The organism is Lysinibacillus sp. FSL K6-0075, from assembly GCF_038592945.1.
Classification (GTDB): domain Bacteria; phylum Bacillota; class Bacilli; order Bacillales_A; family Planococcaceae; genus Lysinibacillus; species Lysinibacillus fusiformis_F.
This window is the reverse complement of sequence record NZ_CP151947.1, coordinates 3,771,293-3,796,180: the sequence shown is the minus strand read 5'-3', so window position 1 is coordinate 3,796,180 and position 24,888 is coordinate 3,771,293. Positions and strand designations below refer to the sequence as shown.

General features: G+C 38.9%; 25 protein-coding genes and 1 riboswitch. Of the genes, 16 read left to right on the top strand and 9 right to left on the bottom strand.

Annotated features, from left to right (window positions below):
* The first annotated feature begins 26 nt into the window (after positions 1-26).
* The 3 genes from menB (at position 27) to MHB65_RS18670 (ending at position 4,280) form a co-directional block, all read left to right on the top strand.
* The gene (gene menB / locus MHB65_RS18680; protein ID WP_205445140.1) at positions 27-845 is read left to right on the top strand and encodes a 1,4-dihydroxy-2-naphthoyl-CoA synthase; all 819 of its coding nucleotides are present in this window, start codon (positions 27-29) and stop codon (positions 843-845) included.
* A gap of 687 nt (positions 846-1,532) precedes the next feature.
* Positions 1,533-2,957 carry an o-succinylbenzoate--CoA ligase gene (locus MHB65_RS18675; RefSeq protein WP_342443769.1) on the top strand — a complete coding sequence of 475 codons (1,425 nt, stop codon included), beginning with the start codon at positions 1,533-1,535 and terminating at the stop codon, positions 2,955-2,957.
* Positions 2,958-3,089: 132 nt separating this feature from the next.
* Positions 3,090-4,280 (top strand): transglutaminase domain-containing protein, encoded by a 1,191-nt coding sequence (locus MHB65_RS18670; protein WP_342441342.1) that lies wholly within the window; start codon positions 3,090-3,092, stop codon positions 4,278-4,280.
* Here MHB65_RS18670 and MHB65_RS18665 read toward each other — a convergent pair.
* From MHB65_RS18665 to ytzI, 4 genes are all read right to left on the bottom strand, one after another.
* Positions 4,266-5,318: a zinc ABC transporter substrate-binding protein gene (locus MHB65_RS18665; protein WP_342441341.1), complete on the bottom strand. Its 1,053-nt coding sequence runs from the start codon at positions 5,316-5,318 to the stop codon at positions 4,266-4,268. The genes MHB65_RS18670 and MHB65_RS18665 overlap by 15 nt on opposite strands.
* Positions 5,319-5,427: 109 nt before the next feature.
* Positions 5,428-5,661, bottom strand: coding sequence for a membrane protein insertion efficiency factor YidD (yidD, locus tag MHB65_RS18660; RefSeq protein WP_205445135.1), 234 nt, complete (start codon positions 5,659-5,661; stop codon positions 5,428-5,430).
* Positions 5,658-5,819: a hypothetical protein gene (locus tag MHB65_RS18655; RefSeq protein ID WP_342441340.1), complete on the bottom strand. Its 162-nt coding sequence runs from the start codon at positions 5,817-5,819 to the stop codon at positions 5,658-5,660. Before MHB65_RS18655 ends, yidD begins: the two co-directional genes overlap by 4 nt.
* 30 nt (positions 5,820-5,849) lie before the next feature.
* The gene (ytzI, locus tag MHB65_RS18650) at positions 5,850-5,996 is read right to left on the bottom strand and encodes a YtzI protein (protein WP_205445131.1); all 147 of its coding nucleotides are present in this window, start codon (positions 5,994-5,996) and stop codon (positions 5,850-5,852) included.
* Between the two features lie 137 nt (positions 5,997-6,133).
* Here ytzI and MHB65_RS18645 point away from each other — a divergent pair, with 137 nt between their 5' ends.
* Positions 6,134-6,451 (top strand): hypothetical protein, encoded by a 318-nt coding sequence (locus MHB65_RS18645; RefSeq protein ID WP_016992524.1) that lies wholly within the window; start codon positions 6,134-6,136, stop codon positions 6,449-6,451.
* Positions 6,452-6,497: 46 nt separating this feature from the next.
* Here the strand turns inward: MHB65_RS18645 and MHB65_RS18640 are convergent, their stop codons facing one another.
* The 4 genes from MHB65_RS18640 to MHB65_RS18625 all read right to left on the bottom strand — a co-directional run bounded on the left by MHB65_RS18640 (position 6,498) and on the right by MHB65_RS18625 (position 11,049).
* Positions 6,498-7,169, bottom strand: a complete 672-nt coding sequence (locus tag MHB65_RS18640) for an AroM family protein (protein WP_342441339.1) — start codon at positions 7,167-7,169, stop codon at positions 6,498-6,500.
* 5 nt (positions 7,170-7,174) lie between these two features.
* Positions 7,175-8,317 carry an amidohydrolase gene (locus MHB65_RS18635; protein WP_205445128.1) on the bottom strand — a complete coding sequence of 381 codons (1,143 nt, stop codon included), beginning with the start codon at positions 8,315-8,317 and terminating at the stop codon, positions 7,175-7,177.
* A complete protein-coding gene (locus MHB65_RS18630; protein ID WP_342441338.1) occupies positions 8,314-9,384 on the bottom strand; it encodes an amidohydrolase family protein in 1,071 nt (356 codons plus the stop codon). The genes MHB65_RS18635 and MHB65_RS18630 overlap by 4 nt, the downstream gene beginning before the upstream one ends.
* A gap of 63 nt (positions 9,385-9,447) precedes the next feature.
* Positions 9,448-11,049, bottom strand: coding sequence for an ABC transporter substrate-binding protein (locus MHB65_RS18625; RefSeq protein ID WP_342441337.1), 1,602 nt, complete (start codon positions 11,047-11,049; stop codon positions 9,448-9,450).
* 218 nt (positions 11,050-11,267) lie between these two features.
* Between MHB65_RS18625 and MHB65_RS18620 the strand changes: the two genes are divergently transcribed.
* The 12 genes from MHB65_RS18620 (at position 11,268) to MHB65_RS18565 (ending at position 22,690) form a co-directional block, all read left to right on the top strand.
* A complete protein-coding gene (locus MHB65_RS18620; RefSeq protein ID WP_205445124.1) occupies positions 11,268-12,230 on the top strand; it encodes an ABC transporter permease in 963 nt (320 codons plus the stop codon).
* Positions 12,231-12,232: 2 nt separating this feature from the next.
* Positions 12,233-13,099, top strand: a complete 867-nt coding sequence (locus tag MHB65_RS18615) for an ABC transporter permease (protein ID WP_205445122.1) — start codon at positions 12,233-12,235, stop codon at positions 13,097-13,099.
* Positions 13,100-13,116: 17 nt separating this feature from the next.
* Positions 13,117-14,139 (top strand): ABC transporter ATP-binding protein, encoded by a 1,023-nt coding sequence (locus tag MHB65_RS18610; protein ID WP_205445120.1) that lies wholly within the window; start codon positions 13,117-13,119, stop codon positions 14,137-14,139.
* Positions 14,123-15,130, top strand: a complete 1,008-nt coding sequence (locus tag MHB65_RS18605) for a dipeptide ABC transporter ATP-binding protein (protein ID WP_342441336.1) — start codon at positions 14,123-14,125, stop codon at positions 15,128-15,130. Before MHB65_RS18610 ends, MHB65_RS18605 begins: the two co-directional genes overlap by 17 nt.
* Positions 15,131-15,174: 44 nt before the next feature.
* Complete coding sequence (locus MHB65_RS18600) at positions 15,175-16,128, top strand: DUF1177 domain-containing protein (protein ID WP_205445117.1); 954 nt, start codon at positions 15,175-15,177, stop codon at positions 16,126-16,128.
* Positions 16,121-17,389 carry an ArgE/DapE family deacylase gene (locus tag MHB65_RS18595; RefSeq protein ID WP_205445116.1) on the top strand — a complete coding sequence of 423 codons (1,269 nt, stop codon included), beginning with the start codon at positions 16,121-16,123 and terminating at the stop codon, positions 17,387-17,389. The genes MHB65_RS18600 and MHB65_RS18595 overlap by 8 nt, the downstream gene beginning before the upstream one ends.
* A 134-nt stretch (positions 17,390-17,523) precedes the next feature.
* Positions 17,524-18,285, top strand: a complete 762-nt coding sequence (locus MHB65_RS18590; protein ID WP_205445114.1) for an IclR family transcriptional regulator — start codon at positions 17,524-17,526, stop codon at positions 18,283-18,285.
* An 11-nt stretch (positions 18,286-18,296) separates the two neighbouring features.
* Positions 18,297-19,220, top strand: coding sequence for an aminopeptidase (locus MHB65_RS18585; RefSeq protein WP_342441335.1), 924 nt, complete (start codon positions 18,297-18,299; stop codon positions 19,218-19,220).
* A gap of 507 nt (positions 19,221-19,727) precedes the next feature.
* Positions 19,728-20,234 (top strand): helix-turn-helix domain-containing protein, encoded by a 507-nt coding sequence (locus tag MHB65_RS18580; RefSeq protein ID WP_342440642.1) that lies wholly within the window; start codon positions 19,728-19,730, stop codon positions 20,232-20,234.
* The gene (locus MHB65_RS18575; RefSeq protein WP_342440641.1) at positions 20,231-21,073 is read left to right on the top strand and encodes an IS3 family transposase; all 843 of its coding nucleotides are present in this window, start codon (positions 20,231-20,233) and stop codon (positions 21,071-21,073) included. Before MHB65_RS18580 ends, MHB65_RS18575 begins: the two co-directional genes overlap by 4 nt.
* 389 nt (positions 21,074-21,462) lie before the next feature.
* Positions 21,463-21,930 (top strand): NUDIX domain-containing protein, encoded by a 468-nt coding sequence (locus MHB65_RS18570; protein WP_342443768.1) that lies wholly within the window; start codon positions 21,463-21,465, stop codon positions 21,928-21,930.
* On the top strand, positions 21,914-22,690 hold the full coding sequence (locus MHB65_RS18565; protein WP_205445111.1) for a prolyl oligopeptidase family serine peptidase: 777 nt from the start codon (positions 21,914-21,916) through the stop codon (positions 22,688-22,690). Before MHB65_RS18570 ends, MHB65_RS18565 begins: the two co-directional genes overlap by 17 nt.
* A 66-nt stretch (positions 22,691-22,756) precedes the next feature.
* Here the strand turns inward: MHB65_RS18565 and pckA are convergent, their stop codons facing one another.
* On the bottom strand, positions 22,757-24,343 hold the full coding sequence (pckA, locus tag MHB65_RS18560) for a phosphoenolpyruvate carboxykinase (ATP) (protein WP_205445109.1): 1,587 nt from the start codon (positions 24,341-24,343) through the stop codon (positions 22,757-22,759).
* 389 nt (positions 24,344-24,732) lie between these two features.
* A riboswitch (SAM riboswitch) is annotated at positions 24,733-24,851 on the top strand.
* Positions 24,852-24,888: the final 37 nt, after the last annotated feature.

The following is a 24,888-nucleotide window of genomic DNA, read 5'->3' as shown; positions in this document are numbered from 1 at the left end:
AATTTAATGCTATAGGAGGCAATTCAATGACACGTCAATGGACTACACTACATACTTATGAAGACATTAAGTATGAGTTCTATAACGGTATCGCAAAAATTACGATTAACCGTCCAGAAGTGCGTAATGCATTCCGCCCAAAAACGGTTATGGAAATGATTGACGCATTCTCACGTGCACGCGATGATAAAAATATCGGTGTTATTATTCTAACTGGTGAAGGTGAACATGCTTTCTGCTCAGGCGGAGACCAAAAAGTTCGCGGTCACGGTGGCTACGTAGGGGATGATGAAATCCCACGTCTAAACGTTCTTGATTTACAACGTTTAATCCGTGTGATTCCAAAACCTGTAGTGGCAATGGTTGCAGGCTATGCAATTGGTGGAGGACATGTTTTACATGTTGTCTGTGACTTAACAATTGCTGCGGACAATGCTCGCTTTGGACAAACTGGACCAAAAGTAGGTTCATTCGATGCTGGTTATGGCTCAGGCTATCTTGCTCGTATTATTGGTCATAAAAAGGCACGCGAAATTTGGTACCTTTGCCGTCAATACGATGCACAACAAGCACTTGATATGGGCTTAGTCAATACAGTTGTGCCTTATGCGCAATTGGAAGATGAAACAGTTCAATGGTGTGAAGAAATGCTTCAAATGTCACCAACTGCACTACGCTTCTTAAAAGCAGCGATGAATGCAGATACAGACGGTTTAGCAGGTCTTCAACAAATGGCTGGTGACGCTACACTTCTTTACTACACAACTGATGAAGCAAAAGAAGGTCGCGACGCATTCAAAGAAAAACGTCAACCAGATTTCGGTCAATTCCCAAGATTCCCTTGATTAGTAAAGGGTGTAAAGCTCGTATCTTTTTGGAGATACGAGCTTTTTGTATGTGCTGGAGGAGGATTGGTGGATAGAAAGCTAAAAGTTGCGGATAGAAGCGGCTAAGCAGTGGTTAAAATGCTCAAAGTAGCGGATAGCATCTGAAATGTGAAGGATAGAGTAGGGTTGTAATAAGAGTGTTGGATAGAAAGCTAAAAGTAGCGGTTAGAAGCAGCTAAGAGGTGGTTAAAAAGCTCAAAGTAGCGGAAGCATCTGAAATGTGAAGGATAGGGTAGGGTTGTAATAAGAATGGAGGATAGAAAATTAAAAGAAGCGGTTAGAAGCAGTTAAGAGGTGGTTAAAAAGCTAAAAGTAGCGGATAGCATCTGAAATGTGAAGGATAGGGTAGGACTTGTAATAAGAGTGTTGGATAGAAAGTTAAAAGAAGTGGTTAGAAGTAGTTAAGAGGTGGTTAAAAAGCTCAAAGTAGGGGATAGCACGTTAAAATGTAAAGGATAGAGTAGGGTTGTAATAAAAGTGTTGGTTAGAAAGCTAAAAGTAGGGGATAGCACGTTAATATGTGAAGGATAGAGTGACTTGTAATAAGGGTGATAGATAGACACACTAAAGTGGTAGATACCCCGTGGATTAATAGACAAACTAGACAGGAAAGCGTTAAGATGTAGGGTGATTGGAGTGACAAAGATGTATCCTAATTGGATTTTACAACGAGCTTATTTAACACCATTACGCAAGGCACTGACTTTTAAAAAGCGAAGCTGGACTTTTCAAGAATTAAATGATGAATCGATAAAACGTGCTCGACAATTAGTGGCACTCGGTATTCAACAGGGTGATCGAATTGCGATCATGGGGCCAAGTAAGCCTGCGCTTGTGATCATGATGTATGCCTGCATGCATTTGCAATGTGAGATGGTGATGCTTAATCGCAGACTATCACAGGAAGAGCTGGCTTATCAGCTAGAGGATTCAGAGGCTGTGGCAGTGTTGATTGCAGATGAGGATGTAGAAAAGCTGCCATCTGAAACAGCCTATCATTTATTTTCAGCGATTGAAGAAGGGGCAGAGGGTGCACTAGAGATAGCCAAGGAATGGCCTCTTCATCAAACAACAACGATTATGTATACTTCGGGTACAACGGGCTTTCCAAAAGGTGTTCGCCAAACGGTTGGAAATCATCAGGCTAGTGCGACTGCCTCCGTTTTAAATATTGGGCTGCAGGCTCAGGATGTTTGGTTATGTGCTGTACCTTTATTTCATATTAGTGGATTTTCCATATTAGTGCGGTCGCTGCTATATGGCAATCAAGTCGTTTTATATGATCAATTTGATGTGGAAGCTATCGCGCAAAATATTATGGATGGGGATGTTACCCATATGTCTGTTGTAGCGGTGACCTTGGAACGTATTCTACATACACTAGAGCAATGCAATGCGAAAGCTTCACCTCATTTTAAGCTGATGCTAGCTGGAGGTGGGCCTGTACCCGTGGATTACTTAGCGAGAGCGCATGCGTTAAATTTAGCTGTCGCACAAACATATGGGATGACAGAAACCTCCTCACAAACAGCCACATTGGCAAGTGAAGACGCTATGCGGAAAATTGGTTCTGCTGGAAAGCCTTTATTTTTTAATCAAATAAAGATTGCTGAGCCAAATGCTAAAGGTGAAGGGGAAATTTGCATTCGAGGTCCTCATGTCACACCTGGCTATATTGGACGTTTTGCACAAAAAAATGCAACGATGGCTGGCTGGCTTCATACTGGAGATATTGGTTATTTAGATGAGGAAGGTTACTTATTTGTCATTGATCGAAGGGCAGATTTAATTATTTCTGGAGGAGAAAATATTTATCCTGCAGAAATAGAAAATGTGCTACTCACACATCCAGCAGTCAAAGAAGCGGGTGTATGTGGTATGCCTGATGAGCAATGGGGACAGGTACCTATTGCATTTATCGTGTTAAATGAGCAGGTATCTGTTGAGCAATTACAAGCCTTTTGTATACAGAAACTTGCTAAATATAAAGTACCTAAAGAAATGATTATCACAGACAGTCTTCCACGCAATGGCGCGGATAAATTACTGAGACGAAAATTATTACAATAAAAATCTTGTGAAAGAAGTCTTCTTACAAAGGAAGGCTTCTTTTTTATTTGAACTTTTAGCATGAAATTAATCATTTATTAACATAATAAAAAAAGAGAGGCATAAACTATTTAGTAAAGGAGAATGACTCATATGAGGAAATATATATATAATGTTGTCATTATATTATTTGTTCTACAAATGAGTCATGTGCAAGTATTTGCAAACTATGAAAAAGAAGATGTAGCAACAGCTCATACAATTGAAACACTACAATCTCTCATTAATAAAGAAGTTATGCAACTATCGTCCGAATTCTCGATTCGTTATACTGGTGATATAGCCGAGATAAAAGATGAACTAACGGAAATTACTAAAAATGCGATTGAAAACTCTTATATTTATACTAATATTTCAAGTTTCCAATGGAAGTACGAAGGGTATAGCAATAATATTGTCATTGCATTTGCATTTACGTACCATCTATCACAAACGGAGGCGGTATTTGTAGAGCAAACCTTGGCGAATATTATTGCGCCTATGCATGGATTAAGTGACGTAGAAAAACTACAGGCTGCACATGATTTTATTGTCTTATCTGCGGAATACTCCAAGGAAACAGAAGGAAGTCAATATTCTCCTTATACATTATTAACGGAGAATAAGGGCGTCTGCCAGGCATATGCTTTAGTGTTATATCGAATGTTAGAAATGCTGGGCTTTGAGGTACAATATGTACCTGGAAAAGTAGGAGAACAGCTACATGCCTGGGTATTAGTGAAGCTTGATCATGCTTGGTATCATATTGATGTGACATGGGATGACCCTTTGCCAGATCGGAAAGGGGAAGTTCGCTATCAATATTTTTTAGTGTCGGATCGCCAATTAGCACAAGATCATACCTGGGACTATGCAAGCTTCCCTGCTGCAACAAGCGAGAAATATACGGAATTGCAGGAAGAAACGAAAAGACAAAGTTTAGCAATGCCAATACAACATCGTTTCAATCAAAATATGGGATTATCAATTATTGGCGAAAATAGGTTAGCAGTACAACAATTAGTGGAACAGCCGATGAAGCTTGTTACACAAAAAAACAATAAGCAAGACACTTTAGTTCAGTTTGACTTTATTGAATGGGCACCGATGCTAGTAGAAAGTAGTATAACGGCCTATGTTGCAATTCAGCCAAAAGCGAAGCATATGACTAAGCAAAAAACAACAAAGTGGCTAGCGTCTTTTTATCGAGCGGAGAAACGAATGCCACAAGAAAAATATGTCATAATAAAGGAGGTGTCCCATCCATTGCGGGGCACCTCCTTACTCATATTATTGAACGCTTAAAGCTTTTTCTAATGTTTGAATATTTTTTTGCATCAATGTGAAATAGGTTTCCTCATTTTTTTCATCATCAGCTGTTAATACACTTAAATTATGCAAGACAAGAGATTCTGCACCTACTTCTTTTTGAATAACCTCTGCTAATTTTGAAGAGACATTTTGTTCAAATAAAATATAGTGAATATGCAATTCATTTGCTTTGTCTACAATCTTTGTTAATTCCTTTTGGGATGGCTCATTTTGTGAATTCAAGCCAGCAATCGGCACTTGAGTTAAGCCGTATTGACCTGCAATATAGCCAAATGCAGCATGTGATACAAAGAATGTTTTATTTTGTGCTTTGTCAGTCATTGCTTTAAAATCTTGATCTAAATCCTGTAACTCTTTTACTAATGCATCATAATTTGTGTTAAAAGTTGCCTCCTGCGCCGGCATTTTTTCAACTAATGTGTTTTTAATAGCCAGTGCTAAATCTTGACTAATTGTAGGAGATAACCAAACATGTGGGTCGATATCGCCATGCTCATGCTCGTCATGTCCATGCTCTTCACCTTCATGTTCGTGCTCATGCTCTTCCTCTGTGGCACCGTGCTCATGCTCGTCATGTGTGTCTGCTTCATGTTCTTCATCTTCCGCATGCACATGCCCTGTGCTGACAGCTAATTTTTCATCTGAAACTTCATCAGCAGTTGCCACCATTGTAACATCTTCGTTCTCTAATGTTTTTTTAGCGTTTTCTACAAAGCCTTCAAGTCCTAATCCAATATAGAAAAAGATATCAGCATCTGCTAATTTCATCATATCTTTTTGTGTTGGCTCGAAGGTATGTTCATTTGCACCAGCTGGATAAATAGAAGATACTTCAACATAATCGCCACCAATGCGCTGTGCAAAATAGCTTAACGGATAAACCGTTGTATAAATACTTAACTTATCTTTTTCCTCAGTCTTTTGGGCTGTGGACGATTTGTCTCCACCTCCACAGGCGGCAGTAAATAAAGCAAGAACTGCGACTAGCAATACTAAATACAGTTTTTTCATATAATAAGATACCTCTCTTAAATAGTAATCATTACGATTTATTTTTTAGAACAGTTATTATGATAACGCACAACTTAAAAAAGTACAAGAAAAAAATGCCCTGCGAAAATTAATTCTTTTTCGAAGGCCATTTTTCAGGCACAGGATCAAAGCCACCAGGATGAAATGGATGGCATTTGGATATACGTGTAATCGTTAAAAGGAAGCCTTTGAATGCACCGTGCTTTTGAAAAGCTTCGAGGCCATAAGAAGAACAGGTAGGATGAAAACGACAAGTCGGTGGCGTCATAGGTGAAATGAATTTTCTATAAAACCGAATGAGCCAAATAAAGGGGTATTTCATCGCTGCTCTTCCTTTTGCTGAGCTGTGATTTGTTCAGGCTTTGGATCAATTGTTTGTGTAAAGATATTATTTTTTTTCTTCATAATGATAATGACGGAAACGCCAAACATTAGCATCATCATGGCAATCATAATGATAATTGGTAAAGGTACGCCCATTGCTTTCACTCCAAATTCAAGTAATGATAATTAATTCTCCTCTTGATGATAGCTTTGCTTCGGTTTTTCATCAACAGTATGTTTAAAGGCATAGGCACGGTTGACACTGATAATCGTCGCAAGGGTGATAAAGATAACGATGATAACTGCGACTATTAAGAGCGTAGTTAAACTCATAGTATTCACTCCGTTCTTTATTCATCATACCTATTATAAATTATCTGGTCCTATTAATTGTGAAGGAAGTTTGACATAAAAGCGAATAAAACAACACCTATCACTCCATACTATGGAAAAAGGAGTGAATCATAAAGATGGATCGTCAGCGCGTATATTTTTCACTTGCCAATAGAACTTATTATACAAATCCATATGCAGGACCATGGAATTTTGAACTGAATGTAGATCGACAAGCATTAGATGTTTTTGAGAGGATCTTTCAGCAAATGCAGCTGTTGGAAATTTCGAATGCATGGCGTGCACAGTTACCGTATATACAGTATCACCTAGATAGGGAAAATGATGAAATAGATAAAAGATTAATGAAAATCTATGCACTTGTTCATGAATATGGGGATGATGATACGAAGGCATTCGTTGAGCAGCTTCCTTATTTTAATAAACGTGTCTAGCGAATAAGGGAAAAGGTCACTAATTCAGAAGTGACCTTTTCTTCTATTAACAAATGGCTTTTAAAATTGTAAAAACCGCCTCTCGAGGGACGATGATGGGGATAGTGAGTTGATCTTTAATCATGTTTTTCATCGTTGTGGAATAGCCCATACAATCAAGGATAAGCAAATCCGCTCCTCGCTCTTCTAATCGTTGTGCATTTGCCAATAAATGTTGCTGATCAAAGTGGTATGGGGAGCTAGCTGAAAAGGTTACATCGAACTGTGCTTTTTGCCATTTCTCTGCAACTGTTCGTTGTTGTTCTGGTTCAGGACCTATTAAACCAATGGCTAATTCTGTATGTAACCCTTTCACTAAATTCGTCATCATACGATCAGGCAGTAAAAGATTTTTATAGGATAATTTATTCGAAAAATCTCCTGTACACATAAGTAGTATCCAAGTGAATTCATGTAGATCATCAATGCATCTCTGAATATAGGGCATAAGCTTTTGTTTACTGAGCTTTACTTGTTGACCATTGGTAAGAAGTGTCACTAACACATCAGTATCTTCACGAGAAGGAGAAAGGGTAGCAATTTCCTCTAAGGAAAGTGAATCCAGTACACCGAATTCATGAACATGTAAACCTGCTTCTCTTAATTGCTGTATATCCTCTGCCATATCTTTGCGTGGTGCCTGACCAATTGTTACAACGGCAATTTTCGAATGTTGCATTGTGCTCACTCCGCTTCGTAATATTTTTGTCCATTTACATAAGTTTGTAAAACCTTTGCTTCTGTTTCAAAAATAGGATGTGACCAAACAACAAAATCAGCATCTTTGCCTTCCTCAAGACTACCAATGCGATGATCTAGCTGTACGAGCTTAGCTGCATTGATCGTAATACTTTTGAGGGCTGTGTCTTCATCTAAACCATAACGAATCGCTTCTGTGGCACAATATTTTAAGTATTGAATTGGTACGAATGGATGATCTGTCATGATGGCGAACGGAATATTATGCTCTTTAAAAATGGCTGCAATTGCTGGAGTAGAATGACGCGTTTCATATTTAGATGGTGTTAACATATAAGGGCCAAGCGTTGCATGAAACCCACTATTTTTAACGGCATCGACAATGAGATAGCCTTCTGTGCAATGCTCTAAATGAAGCTGCACATTAAATTCTTTGGCAATTCTTATAGCTGTCATAATGTCATCTGCTCTATGACAGTGAAGGCGAAGGGGCATGTCGCCTCGAAGTACCTCAATAAATGGGCGTAACTCAGCATTTTGTTTAATTTGTTCTGCTCGTTGTTGTTCATTGAGTTGACTGGCACGTTGGAAACCATCCCGTAAAAGCTGTGCAATGGCCATGCGAGTCATTGGCTTGCGTTTATACTGATTGCCAAAGACGTTTTTCGGATTTTCCCCTAGGGCGCCCTTTAAACCACTTCGTTCTACTAAAACTCGAGAGGCAAGGGTAGGTCCTGCTGTTTTAAGAATACTCCAAATGCCACCAATGACATTGGCACTACCTGGACCGGTTTGTACAGTGGTTACGCCACCTTCTAACGCATGTTGAAAGGAAAAGTGTCGGATATCTACACTATCTAAAGCGTGCATAAGAGGTGTAAAGGGTTCGCTATATTCATTGGCATCATTAATGTCTTCAGTAACTTCAGCCCACGTTCCAACATGGGCATGAATATCAATTAACCCTGGTGTGACATAAGCTCCCTGTAGATCAACTAGCTCTGCTTGTGGGGGGATTTCTTTCGCTGGACCAATATAGACAATACGCCCATCTTCGATCCATAACTGCTCACAAGTATCGTTTTGTTCATTGACTGTAAGAAACTTTGCATGATGATAAATAATCATTGTGTAAACCCTTCTTCCCGTGCATAAACTTTTGTTCCTTTAATATAGGTTGCGACAACCTGTGCATCTAAATCTAATGGATGCTTATCCCAAATCACAAAATCAGCAAAAAGACCATTACAAATAGCGCCTGTTTTGTGGGCGATACCAAGGAAATTTGCAGCTCCTGTTGTTAGAGCATATAGCACGTCCTGACGTGTCATACCTTCTCTTACAGCCAAACAACCTTCTAACGTTAGATGAGAGGTGCTACTAACAGGATGATCTGTACAAAAAACAAATGGAATATTGTGTTTGGACAGCTGGTTATACAGTTTTGGTGATAGCGCCATCATCTCATTATGCTCGATATATCGAAATGTTGGACCAGCAATAATTGTATTGAAGGATGTCTCCTGAAGGAGCGGAACTTCAGTGCCATGGATAATATGAAAATCAAAGATCGAAGCAAATTCTTGTTGAAGGCGGCTAATGAATTCAAGATCAACGGCTTTGTGTGCTCGAATAACGATTTTTTTAATCGACGGTTCTTGCCGCTGAATTTGTTGTAATGTTTCTCTTAAAATTTTGGCGATGCCCATGCGAGTGAGTGGTTTTTTCTTTTCAGCGAAAAATGTACTTTTTGCCTGATGTCCAATAGAGAAGGAATACGCCACATCTTTTGAAATGACCATTTCATCAACGGTTGTATGTGTATGATGAATAATAGCCGTTTTTGCACCGATCAAGCTTTTAGGAGAGGGAACAATATGAGAGGCTGTCACCCCATGAGATATGGCTTTTTGAAATGCAGTATCAAATGGATAAATACCATCAACTACAGAATATTGCAGATGTGAATCAAATTCATAGCTATCATCACCCTCCCAACGAATTCCTATTTCGGCTAAACCGATTTGTGAACAGCTATCGATAAAGCCAGGTGTAATATAGTAGCCATCTAAATCCAATTCTGTTTCGGCTAGGCTAGTAGCGGATTCAAAGTATTGCCCTTGTACTTGAAACGATTGTTTAGTAAAGCTACGAGTCTCGGAATTAAAAACAAGTCCATTTATATATCGAGTCATTGGATCAGATCTCTCCTTATGAAGAGAAAAGCGGAGACGATCATCTCCACTTTTCCAGTTTAATTATTTAGTAATGGATACGTTTGTACCATTCGGATGTACAATTTGTACGGAGTTATCAGCAGAAACCTCAAAGCCCTGTACTTTTTTGTTTACACCTGCAACCGTTTGTGTCGCCTCTAATTCAATACGTGGCACATCAGCTAAAATCAGCTTTAATGCTTCTTGGTATAATTTTGCACGCTCTTCTTGCACCACTGTTTCAGATACGGCACGCTCTAATAATTTATCCACTTCTGGGTTGCTGTAACCTTTACCATTTCCTAACGCACCAATTTGATTTGTATGGAATAACTGATAAAGGAAGAAATATGGATCTGGATACCAAGTCCAGCCACCAATATTCATTGGCGCATTACCCTTTGCGACAGTATCACTGTAAGTACCCCATTCAAGCACTTTAATTTCCACATCAATGTTTAAGTTTTTCTTTAACTGACTTTGGAAAATCGTTGCGTAAGGAACACGTGCTTCTGATACGAAAATGTCTGTCTTGAAGCCATCAGGATAGCCTGCATCAGCTAGTAATTTTTTTGCTTCTTCTGGATTATATTTTGGTACTAAATCAACTAACGATTTATCATACCCCCATGAACCAGGTGGTAATGGTAAGTATGAAACATCACCGCCACCCCATTGGTTAACGCCAGAAATGATTTCCTCTACATTTGTTGCCATATAAATAGCTTCACGAACGCGTTTGTCAGCAGTCGGACCTACTTTGTTATTAAGATCAAGGTAAACAATGGATAGACCTGGATTTGTTAAAAGCTCAAGGTTGCTATCTTGGTTGATGATTTCACGGTTTTGGCCTTTGACATCCATGGCGATATCAATATCTCCAGAACGTAATGCATTCGTCATCATATTTTGATCGGAGATAAACTTCATTGTTAAGTTATCGATATTCGGCTTATCACCCCAATAATTTTCGTGACGAACTAATTTTACCTCTTGATCTTTTTTCCACTCTGTTAATTGGAATGGACCTGTACCAATAAAGTGTTCAGAAAAATTATCGCCCCAGCCTTCAATCTCTTCTTTTGGAATAATGATATTCCCTGCATCCGTTAGCATAGCAAGTAGGGCAGCATTCGGTGTGGCTAAGTGAACCTCTACTTCATAATCAGATAGCACTTTCACCTCTGTCACACCACTTAAACGATTCATAGCGGATTCTTTGGCAGAGCGTTCTAAAGAGTATTTCACATCTTCAGCTGTCATTTCACGGCCATCTTGATATTGACCTTTTTGGAATTTTACACCTTCGCGTAATTTGAACGTGTAAACTAACATATCCTCTGAAACATTCCATTCTGTTGCTAATGAAGGGATGATATCGGATAGATCTTTGTTATAAACAACTAACGTATCACCCATTTGACGCATTACCTGTGATTCATAAACCCCCGTGTATTTGATAGGGTCAAATGTTTTGGCATTGGCTGACAGACCGACATTTAATGTGCCGCCTGAAGTAGCTTCTCCGTCTTTTTCATCTGTTGAAGTACTTTTTTCATTGTTCCCACCACAAGCAGCTAAAACACCAATTAGTAAAGTTAAAAAGAGAAGTAGTAAAGACTTTCTTACGTTTAATTTCTTCATATGCACTAGCCTCCTTAGTTTTTGTTTCACAATATGAACCGTTGATTCAAAAATGGTAGGTTCGAGAATAAAATTAGCACACTTGTAAACAGAAAGTAAATAAAAAATTACAAAGATTCAGAAAAAATATATTTACAAACAATTATTAAGTGGTGTAGTATGTGGTTATTCACAATATGAACCACTGATTCTAATAATGAAAAGGAGGTCTTGCTAAGATGGGCTCATTTATTTTAAAAAGGTTAGTTAACCTCATCCCCACACTGCTAGTAGTAGGGATTATCGTCTTTATTATTACGCGAATGATTCCTGGTGACCCGGCTTCAGTCATGCTTGGACCACAAGCTAGTGTAGAAGATGTAGAGAATTTAAGAGAAGAGCTAGGATTAAATAAATCCATGCCTTCGCAATTTATTTCATATGTAGGAGATCTAGCACAGTTAAATTTAGGATATTCCTATTCTTATAGTGAGTCTGTCATCGGGCTTATTCTCGAAAGGTTCCCTAACACAGTGATACTGGCATTGGCAGCATTGTTAATAGCAGTCGTGATTGGTATTCCAGCAGGAATATTTGCAGCGAGAAAGCAAAATACAATGATTGATTATGTTGTTATGCTTGTGTCATTAGTTGGTGTATCCATGCCAATTTTCTGGTTGGGCATCATGCTTGTTTTATTCTTTAGTGTTAACCTTGGTTGGTTTCCTGCGACTGGGATGGGGAATATCAGCGATGGCCTATGGACCTATTTGAAGCATTTAATTTTGCCAGCATTTGCTTTAGCAACAATTCCAATGGCGACATTTGCACGGATTACCCGTTCAAGTATGTTAGAGGTTATTTCGCAAGATTATATTAAAACAGCTCGGTCTAAAGGTATTAAAGAATATTTAGTGATTGGTAAACACGCATTTAAAAATGCCCTAACACCGATTTTAACGGTGCTAGGAATGCAAATTTCTAATTTACTGGGCGGGGCGGTATTAACAGAAACGATTTTTAGTTGGCCTGGTATGGGTCGATTAATTGTAGATGCCATTGATAAACGTGACTTTGTAGTCGTACAAGGTACTGTTATTTTCATTGCGTTTATCTTTGTGCTTGTTAATTTAGTAGTTGATGTGCTTTATAAAGTGGTCAATCCTAAGGTCAATTTAGAATCGGATGGAGGGAAAAAATAACAATGACTCAAGCAATCGTCAATGAAACGAGAAAAAGAAATACGTTATTGCGCAAGTTGCTAAAAAATAAATTAGCGACAATTGGGTTAATCATTGTCACCTTAATGGGCATTGTTGCTATTTTTGCCCCATTGATTGCTACCCATCCACCGAATGAAATGATTGTCGGTAAATCATTTTTACCAATGAATACAGAGGGACATTTGCTAGGAACAGATAACTATGGCCGTGATCTGTTTAGTCGCTTAGTTTACGGTACACGCATATCGATGATTGTTGGGATTGCAGCGGTGCTATTTGGTGCTGTATTTGGCACACTGTTAGGTTTAGTAGCAGGGTATTTTGGTGGTCGCATTGATTCGATCATCATGCGCACAATGGATGGTCTTTTCGCATTTCCGTTTATTTTACTAGCTATTACGTTAATGACGGTTTTAGGGCAAGGACTTGTCAACGTTATTGTTGCGATTGGTATTGCTAATATTCCAGGTTTCGCACGACTTGTTCGTGGACAGGTTTTAAGTGTAAAAGAGGAAGAATTCGTTGAAGTGACGCATTCTTTAGGTGCTACACATACGAGAATCATTTTTAGCCATATATTACCGAACTGTTTAGCTCCTTTAATTGTCTATGGAACGATGAGTACAGCTGGCGCTATTATTTCAGAGGCTGCCCTTAGCTTTTTAGGATTAGGCGTTCAACCACCGACAGCTTCATGGGGCAGTATTTTAAAAGATGGTAAAGACTTTTTAGTATTAAATCCCCAAATGGCGACATTTTCAGGCATCTGTATTTTATTAACAGTTCTTGGGATTAACCTTTTAGGGGATGGATTGCGCGATGCATTAGATCCGAAAATGAAAGTTTAATGGAAGGGGGTGGAGTCATGACTGAACGTTTACTAGATGTAGAAAACTTAACAGTAGAATTTAAAAGTGGCGGCTCTACAATGAAAGCTGTTAATGGAGTAAATTTACAATTAAATAAGAAGGAAACACTAGGTATTGTGGGAGAGTCAGGATCAGGAAAAAGTGTGACAGCCACTGCTCTCATGCGTTTAATTCCATCTCCGCCAGGAAAAATAACGAATGGAAAAATTCTATTTAATGGCCGCGATTTAATAGGAATTTCTGAAAAGGAAATGCGCAATGTGCGAGGCAATGACATATCAATGATTTTCCAAGATCCAATTACAAGTTTGAATCCTGTATTAACGGTGGGCAATCAAATTATTGAAGTCATTCAAGCACATGAAACAATATCGAAGAAAGATGCAGCTATCAAAGCCGTTGATATGTTAAAAATGGTTGGTATTCCTGAGCCAGAGAAACGATTAAAAATGTATCCTCACGAATTTTCAGGAGGAATGCGTCAGCGTGTCATGATTGCTATTGCCCTTGCTTGTAACCCGAAACTACTCATTGCCGATGAGCCAACAACTGCACTGGATGTCACTGTACAAGCTCAAATTCTTGATTTAATGAAAAAGTTACAACAAGAACACGATACAGCCATCATTATGATTACGCACGATTTAGGTGTGGTTTGGGAACTATGTGACAAAGTAAATGTTATGTATGCAGGTCGTACAGTAGAGTCTACTACAACAAGACAGCTCTATGAAAAACCGTTACATCCCTATACGTGGGGATTATTAGAGTCTCAAATTACAATGGGGACACAAGAGCAACAAAGGTTGCCAGCCATTCCAGGTAGCCCGCCAGATTTAACGATGCCACATAGTGGTTGTCACTTCTCAGCACGCTGCCCTTTAGCAACAGATATTTGTCGTAGTACGGTGCCTGATTTAGTGGAAGTACAGGACAACCATTTTGTAGCCTGTCATTTACAAGCAAAAGATCGAATTGTCGCAAGGAAGGAGGGAATTTTTAATGCAACAGCACAATGAACTTGTCTTAAAGGTAAGTAATTTAAAAAAGCACTTTCCCATTAAAAGTTCAATTCCTTTTAAAAAATCAACACAATTTGTGAAAGCGGTAGATGGTGTAAGTTTTGAATTATATAAAGGGGAGACACTGGGGATTGTGGGCGAATCGGGTTGTGGTAAATCGACGGTTGCTCGTTTAATCAACCAGCTAATCTCACCAACAGAGGGAATGGTTGAATTTAAGGGGACAGATTTAGCAAGCTTAAATACAAAAGATATCCGCGTTGCTCGAAAATCCATACAAATGGTTTTCCAAAATCCTTATGCATCACTCGATCCTCGGAAAACGATTGAATACCTTATTGCTGAGCCACTAGTTATCCATGGTATTGGTGATGAGGCATCACGTAAAAAGCGTGTTATTGAATTACTTGAAACAGTTGGATTAAGTGCATACCATGCAAAGCGCCATCCACATGAGTTTTCTGGTGGACAAAGACAACGCATTAATATTGCTCGGGCCCTTGCACTCAATCCAGATATTGTTGTATGTGATGAACCTGTTTCAGCATTAGATGTCTCTGTACAGGCACAGGTGATCAATCTATTAAAAGATTTACAGAAAGAATTCGGCTTAACCTATATTTTTATTTCACATGATTTAAATGTCGTGAACTACATGTGTGATCGGATTGCCGTCATGTATTTAGGGAAAATAGTGGAAATTGGCACATACAAGGAAATATATGAAAACCCTCAACATCCCTATACACAAGCCTTGTTATCAGCCATTCCTAAGGAAAATCCTTTTGATAAAAAGGAACGCATTATTTTATCTGGCGATGTTCCAAGCCCAGTAAATCCTCCTAGTGGCTGTGCATTCCATAAGCGTTGTCGTTTCGCTACAGAAAAATGTGCAGACGTTCAACCGACACTTGATACAGTAACAGCTACACATCAAGTATCATGTCATTTATTTACGTCAATACAGCAAGAAGTATCATCGATTTAACGAAATGTAAATTTTATTGAAGCAGAAAAAGGAGCGGACTGATTATGTCATTGAAGCATGTTATTGAATTATACGAGGTAATGGATAGTATTTATGTAAACGGAGCCACGATTAAAGAATATTTACACAATATTGATTCCACAGCAGATGTCAAGGTAAAAACTATTCAAGGCGAAAGCGGCTCAACTGATTTTGTTCGCGTCCTCGTGAAAGGAAAGAACGGCAAATCCTCAGGCGGGAATGCACCTACATTAGGAATTATTGGACGCTTAGGTGGTATTGGGGCGCGTCCTGAAATGACAGGCTTTGTATCAGATGGAGATGGCGCACTGGCATGTTTGGCAGGGGCAGCAAAAGCTATTGATATGGCCTTAAAGGGTGATCAATTAGAGGGTGACGTTATTTTCTCCACACATATTTGTCCAACAGCTCCAACCTTACCACATGAGCCAGTGCCATTTATGAACTCTCCAGTGGATATTAGTGTCATGAACGAAAATGAAGTAGAAGATACAATGGATGCTATTCTATCCATTGATACAACAAAAGGCAATCAAGTATGTAACCATAAAGGATTTGCTATTACGCCAACAGTCAAAGAAGGTTACATATTAAAAATTAGTGATGATTTATTGCAAGTGTATACACAATCAGCTGGCATTTCTCCAGTTGTTCTACCGATTACGATGCAAGACATTACACCATATGGTAATGGTTTATTCCATATCAATAGTATTTTACAACCGGCTGTTGCAACATCTAGCCCTGTTGTAGGTGTAGCGATTACAACTGAATCTGTTGTGGCAGGCTGTGCAACAGGTGCAACGCATGTCACGGATGTAGAAAATGTTGTGCGATTTGTATTAGAGGTAGCAAAAACTTATGGTGCTAATAAATGCTCTTTCTTTGATGAAACACAATTTACACATATGAAAGGCTTATATGGTAGCATGAGTCACTTACAAACGAAAGGAAACGAGGTACACACACATGAATGATTTACAAGCACTTAAAGCTCAATTAGTAGATGCAGTTGAAAATCATCAAGATGAATTGATAGCGTTTTGCTCGAAACTTATTCAAATTCCTAGTGTCAATCCTCCGGGGGATACGACTGAAATAACAGCTTTTATCGAAAACTATTTAAATGATGTTGGCATTACTTATCAAAAATATGAAGCTGCAGATAAAATGTTTAATTTAGTAGCTTCCATTGGGAATGGTGAAGGAAAGGAACTCGTTTATTGTGGTCATACAGATGTTGTTCCTGTCGGTGATTTATCAAAATGGGATTTTGATCCGTTTTCAGGAGAAGTGAAGGATGGCTGGATGCTTGGCCGTGGAGCAAGTGATATGAAAGCCGGTTTAGCGGGTATTATTTTTGCAACAAAGCTATTAAAGAAACTGAACATTGAACTACCAGGGAAATTAACTTTGGCGATTGTACCAGATGAAGAAACGGGCGGCGAGTTTGGTGTTCCTTGGCTGTTAGAGCGCGGCTATGTGCAGGGAGATGGTTGTTTAATCGCTGAGCCATCTTCACCTTTAAATCCAACAATTGGACAAAAGGGCTCCTACTGGTTTGAATTAGAAGTGCGTGGGGAACCTGGACATGGAAGTCTATCACCTTTGGCTGGACGAAATGCCATTGTCGATGCTATTCGAGCTATTCAAGAGATTCGTACACTATGGGATGTAGAAATTACGATTCCAGAAGAGGTACAGCCACTTATCGAGGTATCAAAAAAATACATGCGTGAAGTGGAGAAAGATCGCTTGAAATATCAAGAAGTTTTAGAGAAAATTACTGTAAATATTGGTACAATTGAGGGAGGTACGAAGTCCAACGTAATCCCAGATTACTGTAAGGTTCAAGTCGATTGTCGCTTACCATTTGGTATTACACAAGAAGAGGTAACAGAAATCTTGACAAATAAACTAGATGGTTTGGCTATCGATTATTCGATCCAACGTTTTGGCTTCAAAAGTGTAGCCAATTATACGCCTGCTGAAAATCCTGTGTGCCAATCGATAGTGGAAAATATTTCGTACGTCACAGGGCAAGAGGCATATGGTGTCATGCAATGGGCAAGCAGTGATGCTCGTCATTTCAGACAATACGATATTCCTGTATTGCAATACGGCCCAGCTTATTTACCAAGTATTCATGGTTATAATGAAAAAGTGCGTGTTGAGGATATCGTACGCTGTGCAAAAGTTTATATAACTGCTGCTGTTGATTTCCTATATCAAAAGTAAGAGATTAGCTACTCTCTTACTTTTGATAAAGTGATATCAGGTGCTGACGGCTGCTAAATCTGTCGATTATTTCCCCCTTAAGAGAGAGATTTGCAGCCGTTTGTACAGATAAATAGATCAGAAGGATGAGAGATATGCTAAAGACATTAAATTTATCAATTGCGGTTTTAAAAATGTTTACAAAGGAAAAGCCAACATGGGGTGGACGAGAGTTAGCACTGGCGATGAATATGAATCATACAAATTTATATCGCATTCTTGAAACCTTCGAAAATAATGGGTTTATTACAAAAGATCCTATAACGAAAAAATATTCACTTGGTATAGCATTATGGGAAATAGGTATGAATATGTATGATTCATTAAACATAGATCAGCTATGTATGCCAGTTCTTGATAAATTAAAGGATGTCACTGGCGAAACAGCCATTTTTACCGTACTGAATGGACTGGAAGCGTTAACTTTACTAAAAGCAGAACCTGTAAATAAGGTGAAATTTACAGTTTCAAGAGGAAGTAGATCGCCACTTTATGTAGGAGCATCTTATCGTTCGATGCTTGCTTTTTTAAATGAAGAGCAAATTGCAAAGGTCATAGATGAACCGTTAACAGCTTATACGAATAATACGATGACAGATGCTACAGAAATACGGGCAGAGCTAGAAAAAATTCGATCATGCGGCTATGCCCTTAGTAATAGTGAGTATTCTGTTGATGTATTGGCGCTAGCTATGCCTATATTCAATAGTGAAGAACAGGTCGTAGCATCTATTACCGTTTCTGGACCAATCTATCGTTTTACAGAGCAACGTGTTCCAGAGTTTTTGGGACCTCTGACGGAAGCTAGAAATGAAATAGAAGGAATTATTCGTAGATATCATTTGAATTTTAATTAAGGAGTCCTATTATGCAGCATTTACATGACATTGCACTAAATGTTTTAAAAGGCAATTTAAATGTTCAATCATCAGAGTCACTATTAATTTTGACAGATAGTCACAAACAAGACATCGCAAAAATCTTTTATGAAGCTGGACTGTCAATTACAGCAAATACAATGCTCATGGTGATGCCCCTGTTAGACAAATCTGGACAGGAGCCCATCCATGCAGTTTCTGAGCTTATGGCGAATGCGGATGTTACACTTTGTATTACCTCCCACTCCTTAACACATACAATGGCTCGTAAATATGCCTGTGAAAAGGGCGGACGTGTAGCGACAATGCCAGGTGTGACATTGGAGATGCTGGAGCAAGGTGCCCTTCATGCAGATGCACAGGAGATTGAAGCCATGGTAGAAAAATATGTCCTTTTACTTGATACGGCAAAAGATATTCGCATTGTCAAGGATGGCCATGAGCTGACATTTAGTGTAGAAGGCCGTTTAGGAATTCGATCCACAGGTGTTATTCGTCAACCTGGTGAGTACGGGAACATTCCTTCAGGAGAATCATATATTGCGCCAATTGAAACATCTGCAAATGGAGAGATTTTAGTAGATGGTTCTATTGCTAATATCGGTGTCTTAAAGGAGCCATTATTATTAAAAATTAAGAATGGTCGTTTAGAAGAAGCAATTGGTCCTGATGGTCCACGTCTACTGGCCTTACTTGGTGAAGGAAATGGTAGAATCATTGCAGAGTTTGGCATCGGAGCCAATAAAAGTGCCATCCTATGTGGCAATGTATTAGAGGATGAGAAGGTATATGGGACAATCCATATTGCTTTTGGCAGTAATGCGCCATTCGGTGGAGCCAATGCGTCAGATGTTCATATCGACTGTGTTGTGAAAAGCCCTATCGTCTACTTTGACGGTCAGCAAGTAATTTAAAGAAAAGCGTGTCTTCCTAGGAAGCACGCTTTTCTATGTTGTTGAAAAAAGATCATGTCACTAGCAGAAAAAGACCTTTTAGCAAGGTGAGGGGTTGATTTCCGTTCCGCCAGCGTCCTTTCCAGGGGGCGTCCGATGAGCCGCTTCACTCACTTCCGTTCGCTCCAGGGTCTCATCAGTGACGCAAAATCCCCTAGGAGTAACGCTGGCTCCACTCCAATCAACCATTCTGCAAAGTGTCTTTACTATTTTTCATACTAGCATAGCAATCAAATAGCCCAATACCTGTATTCTTAGGGGGATAGGATTTTTATTTTCAATGTGGAGAAGTGATGTATGACAACACCCCTCAATAAAGAGTAGGGAACACCTTTACTTTATCTGAAAACCTTTGCTAAAAAGTTAAATATTTATGGGATTGGAGTGGAAGGCTACTTGACTCCCGTGGGATAGTGAACTGCACCCAAAATATTGGACTTGAAAAATTTAATATAGGGGGTGCAGTTAGTGATTTCTGATGAACAAAAGTTAGCCGCAGTTCTAGCTTACATTGAAGAAAAGGAAAGTACGTATCAGATTGCCAATCGATTAAAGAGGGATCGACAGTACATTCGATTATGGATTGAATTATATCGCTATCATGGCATTGAAGGAATTATTCGTCCTCAAGGGTTCACGAATTACGAAGATTCTTTTAAAATAAAAGTAATTCAACACCTGATAGAGACGGGCGATTCGCTCCTTCAGACTGCTGCGAAGTTTAATATTCCTTCTCGTGAAACCATTCGGAGATGGAAAAAACAATGGATGTCTAAGGCTGGAGAGGTGCTCTATCAAATAGAAAAGGAGCACCGATCAATGCCAAAAAAACAACCACCTTCGTCCGATTTAAATGAAAAAACAACGGAAGAGTTAAAAGCGGAAATTGAGTATTTACGGATGGAAAATGCCTATTTAAAAAAGTTGAAAGCCTTAGTTCAAGAAAAGGAAGCCTTCAAACCAAAGAAAAAGTGAGAGCTGTGTATGAGCTAAGGCTGGAATTTCCACTTCAAGCTCTATTAAAAGTCGCGAAACTTAAGAAAAGTACGTATTATTATCATCTTCAAAAATGGGTAAAACCAGATAAATATCAGGCGATTAAAGAACGAATCCAGATACTTTTTCATCACCATAAGGGGCGTTATGGCTATCGTCGTATTTGTCTTGCCCTCCGAAATGAAGGGATTTTCATCAACCATAAAACGGTCCAACGATTGATGAAAGAATTGGGCTTAAAAGGGACAGTACGCCCTAAAAAATATCGTTCGTATAAAGGAACAGTCGGCTATGTCGCAGAGAATGTCTTCCAACGTGATTTTGAAGCCTCTGCACCCAATCAGAAATGGGTAACCGATGTCACAGAGTTTAAAATAAACGGTCAAAAAATCTACGTATCGGCTGTATTAGATTTATTCAATCGAGAGATCGTTGGATATGAGGTATCAAAATCACCTAATTTTGAGTTAGTTCAACAGTCTTTTAAAAAGGCGTTTATGTATACAAAGTTATCGAAAAAGAGTGGCTTAATCATTCATTCTGATCAAGGATGGTTATATCAAATACCACGTTTTAAAGCGTTATTGGCAACACATGAAATCAAGCAAAGTATGTCACGGAAAGGAAATTGTTTAGATAATGCCGTGATAGAAAGCTTTTTTGGTATTCTGAAATCAGAATTTCTGTACACAACTACGTTTAAAAACTATGTAGAATTTACAAAAGCATTAGCAGAGTATATTTACTATTACAATCATGAGCGGATTAAAAGAAAACTCAACGGAAAAAGTCCCGTTGAGTATCGAAAAGCTTCGTAAAAAAGTTTATATTTTTGGGGTCAGATCATAGCGAGACAGGTGAGCCCCTGCACGGAGCGGTAGCAGAGGAAGCAGCTCGGCGCTCGCCCACAGGAAAGCAAGTAGCCTGCAACGGAAATCCATTTCTACCTTTCAATCGACTGTTTTGTTTTTCAACACTATGGAAAAGCGTGTCTTCCTAGGAAGCACGCTTTTTTACATGCTTTACCAGACTGTAGTTTAGAGTTGCTTGTCTTTGTAGAATTACACTATAGTTATTATAGATAGGAATAGGAATAGGAATAGGAATAGGAATAGGAATGATGATTAAATTCTGTCCATAAATATAGAAGTAATGAAGAAGAGAGTAACTTTTGTTTTGCAACAAGAAAGAACGTGAGGTTGAAGAGATGTTAACATTTACAGATTTACATGGCCTACAAGTAGATTTGAGTTTTACAAGAGGCGAATTTAAAGTAGAACCTAAACACGTCCTTGTCCTTTTAAAGCATGAAAATAAATGGTTATGTACGGTCCATAAACGACGTGGTGTAGAAGTACCAGGGGGGAAATTAGAAGAAGGCGAAACATTAGAGGAGGCGGCGATTCGAGAAGTTTTTGAAGAAACGGGTGTTCATGTGAAAAATCTTCAATGGTTCGCAGAGTATGCAGTGCATGATGAAATCGTTTTTTGTAAAACCGTTTTCACTGCACAATTTTTAGCGCAAGAGGACATCGAATTTGATTTAGAAACGTCAGGCATGCTTTGGTTAACAGATGAAGAATTTACCCAGCATCCTAACTTGAGTTTTCATATGAAGGATGAGGGAATGAAGAAAATGCTGGAGGAGTTGAAAGACCGTGACATACAATGGTGAAATTGTGGAAAAACGTGCCTATCCCTCACCCAATCCAGCAATACGACTAACAGAAATAACCTATCTATCACAGGGTTTACGTATAAAAGGATTATTAGCGGAACCAAAGACAGAAGGTACATATGATGGCTTTTTATATTTAAGAGGCGGCATGCAAAGCATTGGGATGGTAAGACCCTCTCGTATTGCCCAATTTGCGGCGCAGGGCTTTATCGTCTTTGCCCCATACTATCGTGGAAATCGTGGTGGAGAGGGTCGCGACGAGTTTGCAGGGGCAGATCGTTATGATGCTGTCTATGCCGTAGATGTACTTAAGCAATACTGTAATGACAATATACATGTTTTTGGCTTTTCTCGTGGGGGAATTATGGCTCTTTGGACAGCCATTTTAAGAAAGGATATTACTTCTGTTGTGACATGGGCAGGTGTTTCGGATGCAACGGCCACTTATTGGGAACGCACAGATATGCGAAGGATGATGAAGCGCATTATTGGAGGAACACCGAATCGTGTCCCAGAAGCGTATGATGCGCGAACGCCACTATTTGAGATAGAGCAGATAACAGCCCCTGTACTGATCATTCATGGCTATCGTGATGAAAATGTGGATATAGAACATGCCAGACAATTGGCATTTTTTTTAGAGGATGCAAATAAATCATTCGAAACGTGGTATGATCTTAACTACGCACATCAATATCCACCAGCAAAAAATCGTGAAACTGTTCGTGCTCTTTGCAAGTGGATGAAACAACAATAAAGCATAGAAGAAAACAAAAAGACAAAGGGAACGAATAATTTGTTCCCTTTGTCTTTTATTTAGTCGTTATTTTAATGGGCCACCAAGTGTAGTGATAGCTTCAGAAACGTTTGAGAATTTTTTGAAGTTTTCGTTGAATAAGCCTGCAAGCTCAGCAGCTTTTGCATCATATGCAGCTTTATCTGCCCAAGCTTCACGAGGGTTTAACACTTCTGAAGGTACACCTTCAACCGCTGTTGGAATGTGTAAACCAAACACAGCATCTTGTGTCGTTTCAACACCTGCTAATTTACCATCGATTGCTGCACGTACCATTGTACGTGTGTAAGAAAGTTTCATACGGCTACCTGTACCATATTCGCCACCAGTCCAACCAGTGTTCACTAGGAATACTTGTGCGCCGTGCTCGTCAATTTTTTGTCCTAACATTTCTGCGTATACTGTTGCAGGAAGTGGAAGGAATGGTGAACCGAAGCAAGTAGAGAATACTGGTTCTGGCTCAGTAACACCACGTTCAGTTCCAGCAAGTTTAGAAGTGAAACCACTTAGGAAGTGATACATTGCTTGCTCTTTTGTTAATTTACTGATTGGAGGTAACACGCCAAATGCATCAGCTGTTAGGAAGATGATTGTTTTTGGATGACCTGCAACAGAAGGATCAACAATATTTTCGATGTATTGGATTGGATAAGCTACACGTGTATTTTCTGTTAGTGAACCATCATCATAGTCACAAATACGAGTTTCTGGATCAACAGCTACGTTTTCTAAAACAGAGCCGAAGCGGATTGCATTGTAGATTTCTGGTTCTTTTTCAGCAGAAAGGTTGATTGTTTTAGCATAGCAACCACCCTCAATGTTGAACACACCATTAGCAGACCAACCGTGTTCATCGTCACCGATTAGCTTACGATCTGGATCAGCTGATAATGTCGTTTTACCAGTACCAGATAGACCGAAGAATAATGCCACATCGCCAGCTTCACCAACGTTTGCTGAGCAGTGCATGGAAAGAATACCTTGTTGTGGTAATAAGTAGTTCATGATACCAAAGATAGATTTTTTCATTTCACCAGCATATTCAGTACCACCAATTAAGATAATTTTCTTTTCAAGTGATACGATGATGAATGTTTCAGAAGCAGTACCATCAACCGCAGGATCTGCTTTAAAGTTAGGAGCTGAGATGACAGTGAAGTCGGCAACATGAGAAGCTAATTCATCTGCTGTTGGACGGATAAATAATTGATGAGCAAAAAGATTGTGCCAAGCGTATTCATTAATGACTTGAATGCTTAATTGTGAATCTTTGTCAGCACCTGCAAAGCCTTTGAATACGAATAACTCGTCACGTTCTTTTAAATATTTTATTACTTTTACGTATAGGTTATCGAACACTTCAGAGGAGATTGGTTGGTTGACTTTACCCCAGTCAATTTGATCTTTTGTGCTTTCTTCTTCTACCGTATATTTATCTTTAGGTGAACGACCAGTGTATTTGCCAGTTTCTGCACGAACTGCGCCATCTACTGTTAACATTGCTTCACCACGAGAGGTAGCTTTTTCTGCTAATTGTGGTACTGAAAGTTGAACATTAATGTTACCGCCGTTTAATAATTCCTTCAGTTCGTTTGCAATTTCTACTGAATTCATCGATTAAATACCATCCTTTTTTATAGTATTCCCTTGATTTAGAGGGATTTTTTCTTAATTTCAAAAATAGTATAACACAATTGCTTAAATAATCTATACTAATTAAGAAATTATTTTAGAGTTTTTATCACTTTTCAATAAACTGACAAAAAATAATGTTTTTCGAGTAGAATACCATCAATCCTACAGTAATTAGGCGCGAAAATTGAGCCACACATATGTTACCACAAGTAGCTAGGTATGTTGTAGGGATTAATTTGCTTCTATTTACATCATCATCCAAGTATGAAAAGTTTTTGTTTAATCTGTTCTTTCCTTTTTATACAGTAATACATAAGAAAATATTTGACAACGTTCGACCTTTTCAGTAACATGAGATTGAACGGATACTCTTATCCCGAGCTGGTGGAGGGTCAGGCCCTGTGAAACCCGGCAACCTGCATGAACTATTTCACGACATGCGTTGGTGCCAACCTGATGCAAGGGAACATCCCTTGAACGATAAGAGTGAAAGGTTACGCAGTCATTATTCCTTTCCTCATGTA

What these genes read in the sequence shown, in the direction of transcription:
- MHB65_RS18610 (WP_205445120.1), top strand. Translation starts at nt 13,117, where the DNA reads ATGACTGAACGTTTACTAGATGTAGAAAACTTAACAGTAGAATTTAAA.
- MHB65_RS18595 (WP_205445116.1), top strand. Translation starts at nt 16,121, where the DNA reads ATGAATGATTTACAAGCACTTAAAGCTCAATTAGTAGATGCAGTTGAA.
- MHB65_RS18590 (WP_205445114.1), top strand. Translation starts at nt 17,524, where the DNA reads ATGCTAAAGACATTAAATTTATCAATTGCGGTTTTAAAAATGTTTACA.
- MHB65_RS18615 (WP_205445122.1), top strand. Translation starts at nt 12,233, where the DNA reads ATGACTCAAGCAATCGTCAATGAAACGAGAAAAAGAAATACGTTATTG.
- MHB65_RS18645 (WP_016992524.1), top strand. Translation starts at nt 6,134, where the DNA reads ATGGATCGTCAGCGCGTATATTTTTCACTTGCCAATAGAACTTATTAT.
- MHB65_RS18675 (WP_342443769.1), top strand. Translation starts at nt 1,533, where the DNA reads ATGTATCCTAATTGGATTTTACAACGAGCTTATTTAACACCATTACGC.
- MHB65_RS18585 (WP_342441335.1), top strand. Translation starts at nt 18,297, where the DNA reads ATGCAGCATTTACATGACATTGCACTAAATGTTTTAAAAGGCAATTTA.
- MHB65_RS18625 (WP_342441337.1), bottom strand. Translation starts at nt 11,049, where the DNA reads ATGAAGAAATTAAACGTAAGAAAGTCTTTACTACTTCTCTTTTTAACT.
- pckA (WP_205445109.1), bottom strand. Translation starts at nt 24,343, where the DNA reads ATGAATTCAGTAGAAATTGCAAACGAACTGAAGGAATTATTAAACGGC.
- MHB65_RS18570 (WP_342443768.1), top strand. Translation starts at nt 21,463, where the DNA reads ATGTTAACATTTACAGATTTACATGGCCTACAAGTAGATTTGAGTTTT.
- MHB65_RS18655 (WP_342441340.1), bottom strand. Translation starts at nt 5,819, where the DNA reads ATGGGCGTACCTTTACCAATTATCATTATGATTGCCATGATGATGCTA.
- MHB65_RS18640 (WP_342441339.1), bottom strand. Translation starts at nt 7,169, where the DNA reads ATGCAACATTCGAAAATTGCCGTTGTAACAATTGGTCAGGCACCACGC.
- ytzI (WP_205445131.1), bottom strand. Translation starts at nt 5,996, where the DNA reads ATGAGTTTAACTACGCTCTTAATAGTCGCAGTTATCATCGTTATCTTT.
- MHB65_RS18605 (WP_342441336.1), top strand. Translation starts at nt 14,123, where the DNA reads ATGCAACAGCACAATGAACTTGTCTTAAAGGTAAGTAATTTAAAAAAG.
- yidD (WP_205445135.1), bottom strand. Translation starts at nt 5,661, where the DNA reads ATGAAATACCCCTTTATTTGGCTCATTCGGTTTTATAGAAAATTCATT.
- menB (WP_205445140.1), top strand. Translation starts at nt 27, where the DNA reads ATGACACGTCAATGGACTACACTACATACTTATGAAGACATTAAGTAT.
- MHB65_RS18635 (WP_205445128.1), bottom strand. Translation starts at nt 8,317, where the DNA reads ATGATTATTTATCATCATGCAAAGTTTCTTACAGTCAATGAACAAAAC.
- MHB65_RS18670 (WP_342441342.1), top strand. Translation starts at nt 3,090, where the DNA reads ATGAGGAAATATATATATAATGTTGTCATTATATTATTTGTTCTACAA.
- MHB65_RS18630 (WP_342441338.1), bottom strand. Translation starts at nt 9,384, where the DNA reads ATGACTCGATATATAAATGGACTTGTTTTTAATTCCGAGACTCGTAGC.
- MHB65_RS18600 (WP_205445117.1), top strand. Translation starts at nt 15,175, where the DNA reads ATGTCATTGAAGCATGTTATTGAATTATACGAGGTAATGGATAGTATT.
- MHB65_RS18620 (WP_205445124.1), top strand. Translation starts at nt 11,268, where the DNA reads ATGGGCTCATTTATTTTAAAAAGGTTAGTTAACCTCATCCCCACACTG.
- MHB65_RS18665 (WP_342441341.1), bottom strand. Translation starts at nt 5,318, where the DNA reads ATGAAAAAACTGTATTTAGTATTGCTAGTCGCAGTTCTTGCTTTATTT.